A 13,810-nucleotide genomic window follows, 5' to 3' on the forward strand; every position below is an offset into this window, starting at 1 on the left:
GCGCCGCCCCTGCTCGAAGCAAGCGATACAGAAATTGCGCAACGATATTTTTCAATTGAGCAATAACGTCCCGGCAACCGTCTACAGTTGGACAGAGGATCAGCGCACTTCTCGATGCTGCAGCTGACTATAGAGAGAAGAGGGGTGTTCATATTGTGTATCAGCAAACCCTACGGCGATGCCTCGCCAGTGCGGGCCTGGGCCGCCAGTCACGCGGCAGATGAAAATTTAGCCGCCGGTCTCGCGGCACTTTTTGGCCCTCGCGCTAGTCTTAGCGTGGATCGCGGTGACGGACGTCACTTCACCTGTCTACGCTATCCTTGTGCGAGACTCACGCAGGAATCCAGCGCAATATGAATGTCCTGATCGTTGATGACGAACCCCTGGCCCGCGAGCGCCTGAGCCGAATGGTCGGCGAACTCGAGGGATACAATGTCCTGGAGCCCAGCGCCACGAACGGCGAAGAGGCGTTGGCACTGATCGACAGTCACAAACCGGATATCGTGCTGCTCGATATTCGCATGCCGGGCCTCGATGGCCTGCAAGTGGCTGCACGATTGTGCGAACGCGAAACCCCGCCCGCCGTGGTGTTTTGCACCGGGCCCGATGAATTTGCCGTGGAAGCCCTACAGGCCAGCGCCGTGGGCTATCTGGTGAAGCCAGTGCGCACAGAACAGTTACATGAAGCATTAAAGAAAGCCGAGCGACCCAATCGCGTCCAGCTCGCGGCCTTGACTCGTCCGGCGGCCGAAACCGGTAGCGGTCCGCGCAGCCACATCAGCGCCCGCACCCGAAAAGGCATCGAACTGATTCCGTTGGGTCAGGTGGTCTACTTCATTGCCGACCACAAGTACGTCACCTTGCGTCATGAAGGCGGTGAAGTGCTGCTCGACGAACCACTCAAGGCCCTCGAAGACGAATTTGGCGACCGTTTCGTGCGGATCCACCGCAACGCCCTGGTTGCTCGCGAACGCATCGAGCGGCTGCAGCGCACGCCCCTGGGGCATTTTCAGCTGTTTCTCAAAGGCCTGAACGGCGATGCCCTGATCGTCAGCCGACGTCATGTGGCCGGCGTGCGCAAAATGATGCAACAGCTTTAAGGGCGGATTTCTACCCTATTACCGGACATTGAGGGCCAGGGAGGCCATGCGGTTTCTGATACAAGTCAAAGTGGATTTGGCTGAGCTGTTATTATCCGCCGTATCTATTCAGTACGGATTGATTGATCCATGTCCTCTCGCGAAATCCGCATCGCCACCCGCAAAAGTGCTCTCGCCCTGTGGCAGGCCGAATATGTCAAGGCTCGTCTGGAACAGGCCCATCCGGGCCTGCTCGTGACGCTGGTACCCATGGTCAGCCGCGGCGACAAGCTGCTCGATTCGCCGCTGTCGAAAATCGGCGGCAAGGGCCTGTTCGTCAAGGAACTGGAAACCGCGCTGCTGGAAAATGAAGCCGACATCGCCGTGCATTCCATGAAAGACGTGCCGATGGACTTCCCCGATGGCCTCGGTCTGTTCTGCATTTGCGAGCGCGAAGACCCGCGCGACGCCTTCGTTTCCAACACCTACGCCAGCCTGGATGAGTTGCCAAAAGGCAGCATCGTCGGCACCTCCAGCCTGCGTCGTCAGGCGCAGTTGTTGACCCGCCGCCCGGACCTGGAAATCCGCTTCCTGCGCGGTAACGTCAACACCCGTCTGGCCAAGCTCGATGCCGGCGAATACGACGCTATCATCCTCGCCGCGGCGGGTTTGATTCGCCTGGGCTTCGAAGACCGCATCACCTCGGCGATCAGTGTCGACGACAGTCTGCCGGCCGGTGGCCAGGGCGCGGTCGGTATCGAGTGCCGTAGCGCCGACACTGAAATTCATGCGCTGCTGGCGCCGCTGCATCACCAGGACACGGCCACCCGTGTCACTGCCGAACGTGCCCTCAACAAACATCTGAATGGCGGCTGCCAGGTCCCGATCGCCTGCTACGCCGTGCTTGAAGGCGAGCAGATCTGGTTGCGTGGTCTGGTCGGCGATCCGAACGGCGGTCTGCTGCTCAGTGCCGAGGCCCGAGCGCCACGCGGCGATGCCGAGGCCTTGGGCGTACAAGTGGCCGAAGACCTGCTGAGCCAAGGCGCCGCCGACATTCTGAAAGCAGTCTATGGCGAGGCAGGGCACGAGTGACTGGCTGGCGCTTGTTGCTGACGCGCCCTGCGGATGAGTCGGCGGCGCTTGCCGGTGTGCTGGCTGATGCGGGGGTTTTCAGCAGCAGTTTGCCGCTTTTAGATATCGAGCCGATTCCCGCCTCTGACACAATGCGCGAAGTCATTCAGAACCTGGATAGCTATTGCGCGGTGATCGTGGTCAGCAAGCCGGCCGCCAGAATCGCTGTCGATCTGCTCACCCAATACCGGCCACAGCCACCGGTTCCGAGATGGTTCAGCGTGGGCGCGGCGACGGCGCAGATCCTCGAGCATAACGGGCTGGATGTAAGTTTCCCGGTCGACGGTGACGACAGCGAAGCCTTGCTTGAGCTTGCGCCGTTGCGCGAGGCTGTCACTCGACCCGATCCGCGAGTGCTGATCATGCGCGGGGAGGGTGGGCGCGAGCTGCTGGCTGAGCGTTTACGCGAGCTTGGTGCTAGTGTCGAGTATCTGGAGTTGTATCGACGCGGTTTGCCGCAGTACCCGCCGGCAACGCTGCCTGACCGGATCAAGGCGGAACGCTTGAACGGGCTGGTGGTCAGCAGTGGACAGGGTTTTGAGCACCTGCACCGATTGGCTGGCGATGCCTGGCCGAGCATGGTGCGGTTGCCGTTGTTTGTTCCAAGCCCCAGGGTCGCCGAGCTGGCGCGCGCCGCCGGGGCCCAAACAGTTGTGGATTGTCGTGGCGCCAGTGCCGCGGCCTTGCTGGCGGCGTTACGGGAACACCCCGTGCCCGTTTTCTAATGCAAAGGATGGATACGTGAGCGAAACAGCCTTGCCTAAAGATGACGTCCGGCCCGTGCTTGATGCACCGGCTGATGCACCGGTTGAAACTGCGCCACCTGCCGTTGAGCAGCGCCGAGGCAATGGGTTGGCAATCGTTGCGCTGCTGTTGGGTGCGGCCGGTGTTGCCGTGGGCGGTTGGGGAGTCTGGCAGGTGCGTCACCTGCAAGCCACTAACCAGCAACAGTTGAGTCAGGTTCAGGCGCTGAATGATCAGGCCCAGAGCCTGAAGCTCAACGAGCAACGCCTGACGGCTCGCCTCGAGCAAATGCCGGCCGCCGAAGAACTCGACGCGCGCAGTCGCTTGGTCACTCAACTCCAAGGCGATCAGCAACGCTTGAATCAACGTCTGGAAACCGTCCTCGGCGCGAGCCGCAAGGACTGGCGTCTGGCCGAAGCCGAGCATTTGCTGCGTCTGGCCAGCCTGCGCCTGTCGGCGTTGCAGGACATCAGCAGCGCCCAGGCCCTGGTGCAAGGCGCCGATGAAATTCTCCGTGAACAGAATGACCCCGGGGCTTTTGCCGCTCGTGAGCAAGTGGCCAAAACCCTGGTAGCCCTGCGCAGTACCGAACAGCCGGATCGCACCGGGTTGTTCCTGCGCTTGGGGGCGTTGCGCGATCAAGTGATCAACCTCACCGAGCTGGCACCGGAATACAAGGACCGTGGCGAATCCCTGCTGGGCCTGACTGCCGATGGCGACGGTGCCAGTCGCTGGGCGCAATGGTGGGATCAGATCTCGCGTTATATCCGCATCGACTTCAACGCCGACAAGAATGTCCGGCCGTTGCTGGCAGGGCAGAGCCTGAGCCAGGTGCGCCTGGCTCTTAGCCTGGCGCTGGAGCAAGCACAGTGGGCCGCGCTTAATGGCCAAGCCGCGGTTTACACCCAGGCGCTGGCCGAAGCGCGGGACGTGCTCAAAGGCAACTTCAACCCGGACAACCCTCAGAGCAAAATCATGCTCGAGCAAGTGTCCGAGTTGAGCAAGCAGCCAGTCACGGTGGTCACGCCAGATCTGACGGGCACGTTGAGTTCGGTTCAGGCCTATCTCGAGCGTCGTAACGTCAATGCCGAGGAATCGGTGAAACCTCTGGCCAAACCTGCCGCGAGCACTATGCAGGAGGCCACGCCATGAAGCGCCTCTATGTGATTGTGTTCGTGGTCATCGCCGCTGCCGCCGCGCTAGGGCTGGCGATTGCCGAGCATTCCGGCTACGTGCTGATCGCCTACAAAACTTTCCGTTACGAATCGAGCCTGTGGGCAACCCTGGCCCTGGTAGTCGTGCTGTGGCTGGTGTTCTGGGGCATCAAGGTGTTGATCGAGCTGGTGACGACTTCCGGTGGAGTGGTCAATCCATGGTCGCGGCGCAATCGCAGTCGGCGGGTGCAAGTAGCGATCGAACATGGTCAGCTGGATTTGGCCGAGGGCCGTTGGGCCAGTGCACAGCGTCATCTGTATCGCGCAGCGGAAGCCGAGCGCCAACCGCTGCTCTACTACCTCGGTGCTGCCCGCGCCGCGAACGAACAAGGTCACTACGAGGAAAGCGACAACCTGCTGGAGCGCGCTCTGGAGCGGCAGCCCCAGGCCGAGCTGGCGATTGCCTTGAGTCATGCCCAATTGCAGACCGACCGCGGCGACACTGACGGCGCGCTGGTAACCCTGCAAGCCATGCACGAGCGTCATCCACATAACGTCCAGACTCTGCGCCAGTTGCAGCGCCTGCATCAGCAGCGGGGCGACTGGTCGGCCGTGATTCGCTTGTTGCCGGAGTTACGCAAGGACAAGGTATTGCCACCAGCCGAACTGGCTGAGCTGGAGCGCCGGGCCTGGGGTGAAAATCTTTCGTTGGCGGCGCACCGGGAAGAGGACGGAACGGTTGGTTTGCAATCGCTCAATCGCGCCTGGCAGCAACTCACCGCTGCTCAGCGCCAGGAACCGCAACTGGTGCTGGCCTATGCTGATCAGTTACGGCAGCTGGGGGCGCAGGTCGAGGCCGAAGAGGTCCTGCGTACAGCCCTCAAGCGCAAATACGACAGTCATCTGGCACGCCTGTACGGGCTGGTTCGCGGCAGCGATCCGGCCAGGCAACTGCACATCGCCGAGGGTTGGCTCAAGGATCATCCTGCCGACCCCAGCCTGTTGCTGACGTTGGGCCGTTTGTGTCTGCAAAGCAGTCTGTGGGGCAAGGCCAGGGATTATCTGGAGAGCAGCCTGCGTGTGCAGCGCAACCCTGAAGCCTGCGCCGAACTGGCGCGGTTGCTGGCGCAACTGGGTGACACCGAACGCAGTAATCAGCTGTTCCAGGAGGGCTTGGGTCTATTGGATGAGCGCTTGCTGGCGGCACCGCTGCCAGTGCCGGCTCACGCTTGATGCCGACTTGTAGCCGCTGCCGAAGGCTGCGTTCGGCGGCGAAGCCGTCGTCATAAAGGTTATGCGGTTCCTCTGTTAAACCGCGGTGCCTGTTTTACGACTGCTGCGCAGCCGAACGCAGGCTGCGCCAGCTGCTACAAGGGGCGGGAATCGCTTCGAATCCGCCACTGTTTCAGCGTTGTAATCCTTCGCCGGCAACGTCCTACAGAGGACTACATCAAATCCTCTCGACCCTGTCGGGAATTCCCTACACTTCTGGTGAAGTGTCCGTGGTGGTCTGCCTTGAAAGGCTGCCGCGCTTTCCTCTACCGTAACCGCCTGTCTCTACTGTTACGGAAAAGCCATGTCTTTGGCCTGCTCACGCTCCTTGTTTTTCATGGTTTTCATCGCAGGTGCCCTGGCGTTGGGCGTTTCCTATTACCTGGAATATGCGGTCGGTCTCAAGCCTTGCGGGTTGTGCCTGTTGCAACGGGTTTGTCTGGCGGTGCTCACGGGTGTCTGCCTGACGGCTTCGGTGCAGGGGCCTGGCCGCTTCGGGTCATTCTTGTATTGGCTGCTGGGTTTGCTCTGCAGTCTGGCCGGTACCGTCACAGCGTGGCGACAGGTCGTGTTGCAGAGCGACCCGGTGCATCAGCTGTCGGCATGCTCGCCCAATCTGGCCGATCTGTTCGCCAGTACGCCGTGGGTGTGTGTCGTGCAGCGAATGTTCCAGGGCACCGCCGATTGCGCGGAAATTTCCTGGACGCTATTCGACCTGAGCATCCCGGAGTGGAGCCTGCTGTTCTTCGTCGCAATGATGATCCTGGGCGGGTATCAGTTGCTGCGCCTTGTCTGGATCGCGTGTCAGCGACCGCTCAGCGGCGAGTCGTCGCACCGGGTCTTGGCGGGCGATTAAACACTTGTATGAACTTTATCTCCTGCGTACCTTGAAGCCATAGGCGCGCGGGCATAATCTGGCCCGCACGTGTCATTGGAATTATGTTGCTCGTTGCTGTTCTGCCTGACCAAGACCGGATGTGCCGTGTGTTGGGGGCAGGCGTAGAACGGCATGACCCATTAGGGAAGAGAGATCGCCATGTTAGATAGTTGTCAGAATGCTCAGGAACGCTGGGGTGGGGTTCATAAGCTCATTGACCGCTGGCTACAAGAGCGTGAAGAGTTGGTAAAGGCATTCCACGACTTGCGAAATGCCAAACCGGCTTTCGCCGACAAGTCCTTGAACGGTCGGTTTTGCGAGATTCTTGTCGATTACGTTTCGGCCTGGCATTTCGAAGTGAGTGAGCATCTGGTCAATGAGGCCAAGGCCTTTGGCGACGATGGCGGCCTTGAACTGGTGAAGCAGATCAACCCGCGTATCGATGTGAGCACCGAGATGGCTCTGTCGTTCAATGATCATTGTCACAAAGGTGATTGCAACGATACCGAGCGTTTCGCCGAAGCGCTGGAAAAACTGGGCAGCCAACTGCGTGAGCGTTTCGAACTGGAAGATTGCCTGATCGAAGTGCTGCACACGGCCCACAAGGAAGAGAGTTCGGTTCAGGCCTGAACCCTTCCCGGCTGGTCACTGAAAACGGTGCGCAATGCGCGCCGTTTTCGTTTCCGGCATTCAGCTTGTGGCACCCCGCAATTCGACTTCGAATACCAGCGGTGTAAACGGCGCGATCAAGTCGCCAGCACCGTCGGCGCCATAGGCTTGCGCCGATGGAATCACCAGGCGCCATTTCGCGCCGACCGGCATGTCTTGCAGCGCACTGCGCCACCCCGCGATCACGCTATCAAGATTGAACCACTGCGGCTGGTTGTTCTGGTCGAACACTGTGCCGTCAGGCAGGCGTCCGATATACAGCACTTGAACCTTGCCGTTCGGGCCGGCCTTGGCGCCGTTGCCCGGCGTCAGCTCCGTCAGCAATATTCCATCCGTCAATTCGCGAACCCCAGGCCTGGCTTTTTCTTCGGCGAGAAAACGCTGCTCTTTTTCGAGGGCGACTTCGCTTTGCGGGACGACGGGTTGCTCAGCGACCCGGGCTTCGTGCTCGGCAAGAATCTGTTCGATCCGCTCGTCTTTCAGTGCCAGCGGCTTGCCTTGATAGGCTTGCTGCAAACCTTCGAGCAGTGCCTGAAGTTGCAGATCCGGAACTTCCTGGCGCAAGCGTTCGCCAAGGCTTGCGCCCAAGCTGTAAGCAAGATCGTGAGCGTCATTTGCGGCGATTTTTTCGGAGGCCTGGGCCACGGAAAAAAACACGCACAGCGATAAAAAAAGGTAGCGCGACATGGGCACTCTCCGATCTGAGATGCGCAGGATTATGCCAGTGTGAATGCGCTCGAAGGTAAACTGGTTTTGCGCCAGCGCAGAACATTTTTACTTCGTTGCAACGTAGCGCTTTCGATACTGTCAAGATGCCCTAGCGGCGGTTGCAGCAGAGGTCTAGTATGAGCCGCATTCACGTCAGCCAGGAGGTAAACCATGTCGGCCACCAAGAAGCCAGTAAATACTCCGTTGCACTTACTCCAACAACTCTCGGGCAGCCTGCTCGAGCATTTGGAAAACGCTTGTTCCCAAGCCTTGGCTGATGCTGAAAAACTGCTCGCCAAACTGGAGAAGCAGCGCGGAAAAGCGCAGGAAAAACTGCACAAATCCCGCACCAAATTGCAGGACGCTGCGGCGGCCGGCAAAGCCAAGGCGCAAGCCAAGGCCAAAGGTGCGGTGAAAGAACTTGAGGACTTGCTCGACGCTCTCAAGGATCGTCAGTCCGATACGCGCAGCTACATCCTGCAACTCAAGCGCGACGCTCAAGAAAGCCTGAAATTGGCCCAGGGTGTCGGTCGTGTCCAAGAGGCTGTCGTCAAGGCGTTGTCCCTGCGTTCGGCCAAGCCAGCTGCGGCACCTGCGAAGAAAGCCGCTGCCAAACCGGCTGCTGCAAAAGCATCGGCCAAGCCTGCTGCCAAAGCTCCGGTGAAAACCGTAGCCAAGCCAGCTGCAAAACCTGCGGCGAAAAAACCAGTCGCTGCCAGTGCTGCGAAACCCGCAGCTAAAACGACGGCTGCCAAACCTGCCGCCAAGCCAGCTGCTGCCAAAACAGCCGCCGCTAAACCAGCTGCAAAAACCACGGCTGCCAAACCCGCCGTGGCAAAAACTGCAGCGGCAAAACCAGCGGCTAAATCTGCTGCCAAGCCAGCCGCTAGAACTGCCGCCGCGAAACCTGCTGCCAAACCAGCCGCCAAACCTGTCGCGGCTAAAACCGCTGCAGTCAAGCCTGCTGCAAAACCCGCTGCGAAACCCGCTGTAAAAGCTGCGGCCAAACCTGCCGCGAAACCGGCTGCCAAAACTGCTGCTGCGAAACCTGCTGCCGCTGCCAAGCCAGCCACTGCAGCCAAGCCAGCCGCTGCAAAACCAGCAACCAAACCCGCGGCCAAGCCAGCAGCAAAACCGGCCGTGAAAAAGCCGGTCGCCGCTGCCAAACCGGCTGCTGCGCCAGCGATCAAGCCAGCAACTTCGGCCCCTGCTTCTTCGGCCTCGGCGTCGCCCGCGCCTGCAGCAACCACCTCGATCACCACGTCTGCGCCAACGCCAGCCGCGTCGTCGAGCACCAGCACCACCCCAACCAGCGCTTCCTAAGTGCCGGTTACCGCGACGCGCAGCTGATGCAGCGCGTCGCGGTCCAGGTTGGCGGCGCCTGCCGCCACACCTTCCAGCCAGGCCGAGAGATCGGTCGCCTCATCCTGCGGCCAGCTCTTTGCCGATCGCTCCAGTCGCAACAACAGCTGTCGCTCGGCTTTCAGTTCCAGGGTTTTGACTTGTTCGCGCAACGTATGCAGTTCGACGTCTTCGGCCGCGCTGGCCTTCCATTGCCTACGCAACGCCCGTAGCGGTTGCACGATATCCGCGTCCCAGGGCTCGGCTACATCGCGAAGCTGCTTTATTCGTTGCTCGTTGCAGGCGACACCCCGCTGTCCCAGCCACAGACCACAGAGCAACAGACACACGTTCACCCCGGCCGACTGCAATTGCAGGCAGGCAGCTTCAACGCCGGGACGGGCGTAAGTGCCAAGGGAAAAGCTCCACAGGTCAGAGGACATAGTGCTACTCGCGCCAGTTGCGAGCGAAGCTGGTAGACTCCGCCGCCATTATGATTCGACTTCAGAACCTGACTTTACAGCGTGGCCCGCAACGTCTGCTAGAAGACGCCGAGCTGACCCTGCACGCCGGCCACAAAGCCGGCCTCATCGGTGCCAACGGCGCCGGCAAATCGAGCCTGTTCGCCTTGATCCGGGGCGAACTGCACCCGGACTCGGGTGACTGCTTCCTGCCGGCCGACTGGCGCATCGCCCACATGCGCCAGGAAATCGAGACGCTCGAACGCATCGCGGTCGACTACGTGCTCGATGGTGACCTGCGCCTGCGCGAGGTGCAACGCGACCTCGCCGCAGCCGAAGCGGCCCATGACGGTGCCGCTCAGGCCCGCCTGCACTCGGAACTCGACAGCGCCGACGGCTACACCGCCGACGCTCGGGCTCGAAAGCTGCTGGCCGGCCTTGGGTTCACCAACGAGCAGATGGATCGGCAAGTAGGAGATTTCTCTGGTGGCTGGCGGATGCGTCTGAACCTGGCGCAGGCTTTGATGTGCCCTTCGGACCTGTTGCTGCTCGACGAACCGACCAACCACTTGGACCTCGACGCCATCATCTGGCTCGAAGAGTGGCTTAAAAGCTACCCCGGTACCTTGATGCTGATTTCCCACGACCGGGACTTCCTCGATGCCGTGGTCGATCACGTAGCCCACGTCGATCAACGCAAGATCACCCTGTATCGCGGTGGTTATAGCGCCTTCGAACGCGCCCGTGCCGAACGTCTGGCCCAGCAACAACAAGCCTACGAGAAGCAGCAGGCGCAACGTGCGCACATGGAAAGCTACATCGCCCGCTTCAAGGCCCAGGCTACCAAGGCCCGTCAGGCCCAGAGCCGGATCAAGGCGCTGGAGCGGATGGAAGAGCTGTCTGCCGCGCACGTCGATTCGCCGTTCGACTTCGTCTTCCGCGAGTCGACGAAAATTTCCAGCCCGCTGATCGACCTGTCGGATGCTCGACTGGGTTACGGCGATAAAGCCGTGCTGGAGAAGGTCAAGCTGCAACTGACCCCCGGCGCGCGGATCGGCTTGCTCGGCCCGAACGGTGCGGGTAAATCGACCCTGATCAAAAACCTCGCCGGTGAGCTTGAGCCGTTGGCCGGTCGCCTGACGCGCGGTGAAAACACCGTCGTTGGCTACTTCGCCCAGCATCAGCTTGATTCCCTCGACTCCAAGGCCAGCCCGTTGCTGCACTTGCAGCGCCTGGCACCGACCGAGCGTGAGCAGACCCTGCGCGATTTCCTCGGCGGGTTCGATTTCCGCGGCGCGCGTATCGATGAGCCGGTACTGAATTTCTCCGGCGGTGAGAAGGCGCGTCTGGCCTTGGCATTGATCGCTTGGGATCGACCGAACTTGTTGCTGCTCGACGAACCGACCAACCACCTGGACCTGGAAATGCGTCTGGCGCTGACCATGGCCCTGCAGGAATTCAGTGGCGCGGTACTGGTGGTCTCACACGATCGCCATCTGCTCAAAAGCACCACTGACAATTTCTATCTGGTGGCAGACGGCAAAGTCGAGGAGTTCGATGGCGACCTGGAGGACTACGCCCGTTGGCTGGTCGAATACCGTCAACGCAATGCCCCGGTCAGCAATACCCCGGTCAATCCGGACAAGACCGACAAGAAGGCCCAGCGCCAGGCCGCTGCTGCGTTGCGTCAGCAACTGGCACCGCACAAGCGTGAGGCCGACAAGCTTGAAGCCGAGCTGGGCAAGCTGCACGAGAAGCTGGCGAAGATCGATTCCAGCCTTGGCGACATCGACATTTACGAGCCGATGCGCAAGAACGATTTGCGTGATCTGCTGGCTGAACAAGCCAAGCTGAAGGTGCGTGAAGCCGAGCTGGAAGAAGCCTGGATGGAAGCGCTGGAACTGCTGGAAAGCATGCAGGCGGAGCTGGAGGCGCTGTCCTGATGGAAGCCTTCAAACTGCCTTTACCGGCTGGGTGGGGCGAGCCGCTCTGGCTGGTCGTGCAAATTCTGCTGATCCTGCTGGCTGGTTATATCGCCCAGCGTATTGTCGCTAAATGCCTGACTCGCCTGGGCGAGCGCTATCCGTTTCCGCCGCAGTTTTTCATGCCGCTGCGTGGCGGTTTGCGCTGGCTGATCATGGGCAGTGCGCTGATTTTCGTGCTGGAACGCCTTGGCGTGTCGGCCACGGTGCTCTGGACGGCGTTGTCCGGTTTCGTTGCGGTGGCCGCCGTGGCGTTTTTCGCCATGTGGAGCGTGCTCTCCAACCTGCTGTGCGCGATCCTGATCTTCACCGTCGGCCCATTCCGTATCGGCGATGTGGTCGAGTTGGTGGATACCACCGACAAGCCCGGCGTCAAAGGCCGGGTGGTGGCGATCAATCTGCTCTACACCACGCTGATCGAAGCCGAAGAACTCGGTACCGGCAGCGCCATGGTGCAAGTGCCCAATAGCCTGTTCTTCCAGCGTTCGGTTCGACGCTGGCGCGGCACGGATGTGTTCCCTTCGAACGGGTTCGAAAAGTAAGCCTTCTGTTGCCTGACACACCGCTTTCGCGGGCAAGCCCGCTCCCACAGGTTTTTGGGGTGGATTGAGGTTTGTGATCAGTCCAAAACTCTGTGGGAGCGGGCTTGCCCGCGATGGCGGTTCGTCAGACGATGGGCCCTTCAAGCCATAAACGCTGGTCGACAGTCGCTCTGTCCTACAAAAAATCGGTAGTCATCGGCCCAAAGGCGCATTAGCTTAGACGTCTGTCACGAGTCTGAGTCGAGGTGTGCGATGGTGCTTCAAACATGGCTGGCTTTTTTTGCCGCCTGCTGGGTGATCAGCCTTTCTCCCGGTGCCGGCGCCATTGCGTCGATGTCCAGCGGTTTGCGCTACGGTTTCTGGCGCGGTTACTGGAACGCCTTGGGCTTGCAACTGGGCCTGGCGTTGCAGATTGCGATTGTCGCTGCCGGTGTCGGTGCGATCCTCGCGGCCTCCGCCACGGCTTTCTATGCGATCAAATGGTTTGGCGTGGCCTACCTGGTCTACCTCGCGGTCAAGCAATGGCGCGCGTTGCCCAATGATATTAACGACGACGCGGCCATCCGGCAGATCGGCAAGCCGATGGCGCTGATGTTCCGCGGTTTTCTGGTCAACGTCAGCAACCCCAAGGCCTTGGTGTTCATGCTCGCGGTGCTGCCGCAATTCATCGACCCCCACGCGCCGCTGGTGGCCCAGTACCTGATCCTCGGCGTGACCATGATCTGTGTCGACCTGATCGTCATGGCCGGCTACACCGGGCTGGCGGCGAAGGTGCTGCGTTTGCTGCGCACACCCAAGCAGCAAAAACGCATGAACCGCACCTTTGCCGGGCTGTTCATTGGCGCGGCGGCGTTCATGGCGACCCTTCGCAAAGCGGCGGTGTAAAACCTTCAGGTACAAAAAAGGCGACCCATCGAGGGTCGCCTTTTTCATTTGTGGCGAGGGGGCTTATGTGGCGAGGGAGCTTGCTCCCGCTCGGCTGCGCAGCAGTCGTAAAACCGGCTGATGCGGTTTGAATGGTTTGGGGGCCGCTGCGCGGCCCAACGGGAGCAAGCTCCCTCGCCACAGGCAAGCCCCCTCGCCACAGAATGACCAGCCTTGGATCAGTGCAGAATCACCGGCGCCGTATCCCGCGGCAGGTTATTGCGCAGCGGCGGCTGCCCCGGCTGCTCATAGCCACCGCCACCGAGCTGTTGGCTCAGTTGCGCAGCCACATCCTCACCCAATGCCTTGGACACATCGCGCACCACCCGTGGGCGGTTCAGCGAAATCTTGATATCCCGACCATTCACCAATTTGGTGTCCTGACCTTCGCCCATCGCCGTGAAGGCCGAGGTAATCTCAAAGGTCCTGGTGTTGATCAGGCTGAAGTCCGCCACCAGCGTCAGCCCCAGCACCGCCGAATAGCTGTCGGTGTTGGCCAGCTCGTTCATGTCACGGGTGAAATCGATGTCTGACACGGTGCCAAACAGCACGTAGTCGGCACCCTTGAAGCTACCAGCCTTGATCCGCTTGATCACGTCATACACGTCACCTTTGGACGATGCTGTGTAAGGCGTGCCCTGCACCAGCTGAAACATGCCGGTGCGCAGAATCTCGCCCTTGATGTCGCCGGTGAATTTTCGCAGTTCACCTTGCTCGATGTAGCTGCTGGTTGCTTCGTACTCTTCATAGCTGGACGAACCACTGGCGCCGTAATAGCTCTGGCTGTGGTTGCTCTGGGCCGAAACAGTGTGTACGTATTGCTCCACCCGTTCCTGATATGCCAGGTCGGCTACTGCGACTTTCGGGGCCGCTTGCACGCTGAACGCGCAAACCAGGGCCATCATGCCAATCCATGCGCGCATCGA

Annotated in this window: 14 protein-coding genes; 11 read left to right on the top strand and 3 right to left on the bottom strand. The window is 60.5% G+C overall.

Going from position 1 to position 13,810, the window contains the following annotated elements:
* The first annotated feature begins 353 nt into the window (after positions 1–353).
* The 7 genes from PSH88_RS01215 to PSH88_RS01245 all read left to right on the top strand — a co-directional run bounded on the left by PSH88_RS01215 (position 354) and on the right by PSH88_RS01245 (position 6,887).
* Positions 354–1,100, top strand: coding sequence for a LytR/AlgR family response regulator transcription factor (locus PSH88_RS01215; protein ID WP_007899317.1), 747 nt, complete (start codon positions 354–356; stop codon positions 1,098–1,100).
* Positions 1,101–1,229: 129 nt separating this feature from the next.
* The gene (gene hemC, locus PSH88_RS01220; protein ID WP_305424566.1) at positions 1,230–2,171 is read left to right on the top strand and encodes a hydroxymethylbilane synthase; all 942 of its coding nucleotides are present in this window, start codon (positions 1,230–1,232) and stop codon (positions 2,169–2,171) included.
* Complete coding sequence (locus PSH88_RS01225; protein WP_305424567.1) at positions 2,168–2,935, top strand: uroporphyrinogen-III synthase; 768 nt, start codon at positions 2,168–2,170, stop codon at positions 2,933–2,935. The genes hemC and PSH88_RS01225 overlap by 4 nt, the downstream gene beginning before the upstream one ends.
* Before the next feature lie 16 nt (positions 2,936–2,951).
* Positions 2,952–4,106, top strand: coding sequence for a uroporphyrinogen-III C-methyltransferase (locus PSH88_RS01230; protein ID WP_305424568.1), 1,155 nt, complete (start codon positions 2,952–2,954; stop codon positions 4,104–4,106).
* A complete protein-coding gene (locus PSH88_RS01235; protein ID WP_305424569.1) occupies positions 4,103–5,341 on the top strand; it encodes a heme biosynthesis protein HemY in 1,239 nt (412 codons plus the stop codon). The genes PSH88_RS01230 and PSH88_RS01235 overlap by 4 nt, the downstream gene beginning before the upstream one ends.
* 343 nt (positions 5,342–5,684) lie before the next feature.
* Entirely contained in the window at positions 5,685–6,236 is a 552-nt protein-coding gene (locus tag PSH88_RS01240) for a disulfide bond formation protein B (protein WP_305424570.1), read from the top strand.
* A gap of 180 nt (positions 6,237–6,416) precedes the next feature.
* Positions 6,417–6,887, top strand: coding sequence for an Rsd/AlgQ family anti-sigma factor (locus PSH88_RS01245; protein WP_007941595.1), 471 nt, complete (start codon positions 6,417–6,419; stop codon positions 6,885–6,887).
* A gap of 60 nt (positions 6,888–6,947) precedes the next feature.
* On the opposite strand, the gene PSH88_RS01250 is transcribed toward PSH88_RS01245, so the two are convergent.
* Positions 6,948–7,613 (bottom strand): FKBP-type peptidyl-prolyl cis-trans isomerase, encoded by a 666-nt coding sequence (locus tag PSH88_RS01250; RefSeq protein ID WP_305424571.1) that lies wholly within the window; start codon positions 7,611–7,613, stop codon positions 6,948–6,950.
* A 192-nt stretch (positions 7,614–7,805) separates the two neighbouring features.
* On the opposite strand from PSH88_RS01250, the gene PSH88_RS01255 reads away from it, so the two are divergent.
* Positions 7,806–8,957 (top strand): AlgP family protein, encoded by a 1,152-nt coding sequence (locus PSH88_RS01255; protein WP_305424572.1) that lies wholly within the window; start codon positions 7,806–7,808, stop codon positions 8,955–8,957.
* Here the strand turns inward: PSH88_RS01255 and PSH88_RS01260 are convergent.
* Positions 8,954–9,418 (bottom strand): TIGR02444 family protein, encoded by a 465-nt coding sequence (locus PSH88_RS01260; RefSeq protein WP_305424573.1) that lies wholly within the window; start codon positions 9,416–9,418, stop codon positions 8,954–8,956. The genes PSH88_RS01255 and PSH88_RS01260 overlap by 4 nt on opposite strands.
* A gap of 50 nt (positions 9,419–9,468) precedes the next feature.
* On the opposite strand from PSH88_RS01260, the gene PSH88_RS01265 reads away from it, so the two are divergent.
* The 3 genes from PSH88_RS01265 to PSH88_RS01275 all read left to right on the top strand — a co-directional run bounded on the left by PSH88_RS01265 (position 9,469) and on the right by PSH88_RS01275 (position 12,845).
* The gene (locus PSH88_RS01265; protein ID WP_305483454.1) at positions 9,469–11,379 is read left to right on the top strand and encodes an ATP-binding cassette domain-containing protein; all 1,911 of its coding nucleotides are present in this window, start codon (positions 9,469–9,471) and stop codon (positions 11,377–11,379) included.
* Positions 11,379–11,960: a mechanosensitive ion channel family protein gene (locus PSH88_RS01270; protein ID WP_305424574.1), complete on the top strand. Its 582-nt coding sequence runs from the start codon at positions 11,379–11,381 to the stop codon at positions 11,958–11,960. The genes PSH88_RS01265 and PSH88_RS01270 overlap by 1 nt, the downstream gene beginning before the upstream one ends.
* A 252-nt stretch (positions 11,961–12,212) precedes the next feature.
* Positions 12,213–12,845, top strand: coding sequence for a LysE family transporter (locus tag PSH88_RS01275; protein WP_305424575.1), 633 nt, complete (start codon positions 12,213–12,215; stop codon positions 12,843–12,845).
* A 218-nt stretch (positions 12,846–13,063) separates the two neighbouring features.
* Here the strand turns inward: PSH88_RS01275 and PSH88_RS01280 are convergent, their stop codons facing one another.
* The gene (locus PSH88_RS01280; RefSeq protein ID WP_305424576.1) at positions 13,064–13,807 is read right to left on the bottom strand and encodes a penicillin-binding protein activator LpoB; all 744 of its coding nucleotides are present in this window, start codon (positions 13,805–13,807) and stop codon (positions 13,064–13,066) included.
* Positions 13,808–13,810 lie beyond the last annotated feature (3 nt).

This window comes from Pseudomonas wuhanensis (assembly GCF_030687395.1).
Classification (GTDB): domain Bacteria; phylum Pseudomonadota; class Gammaproteobacteria; order Pseudomonadales; family Pseudomonadaceae; genus Aquipseudomonas; species Aquipseudomonas wuhanensis.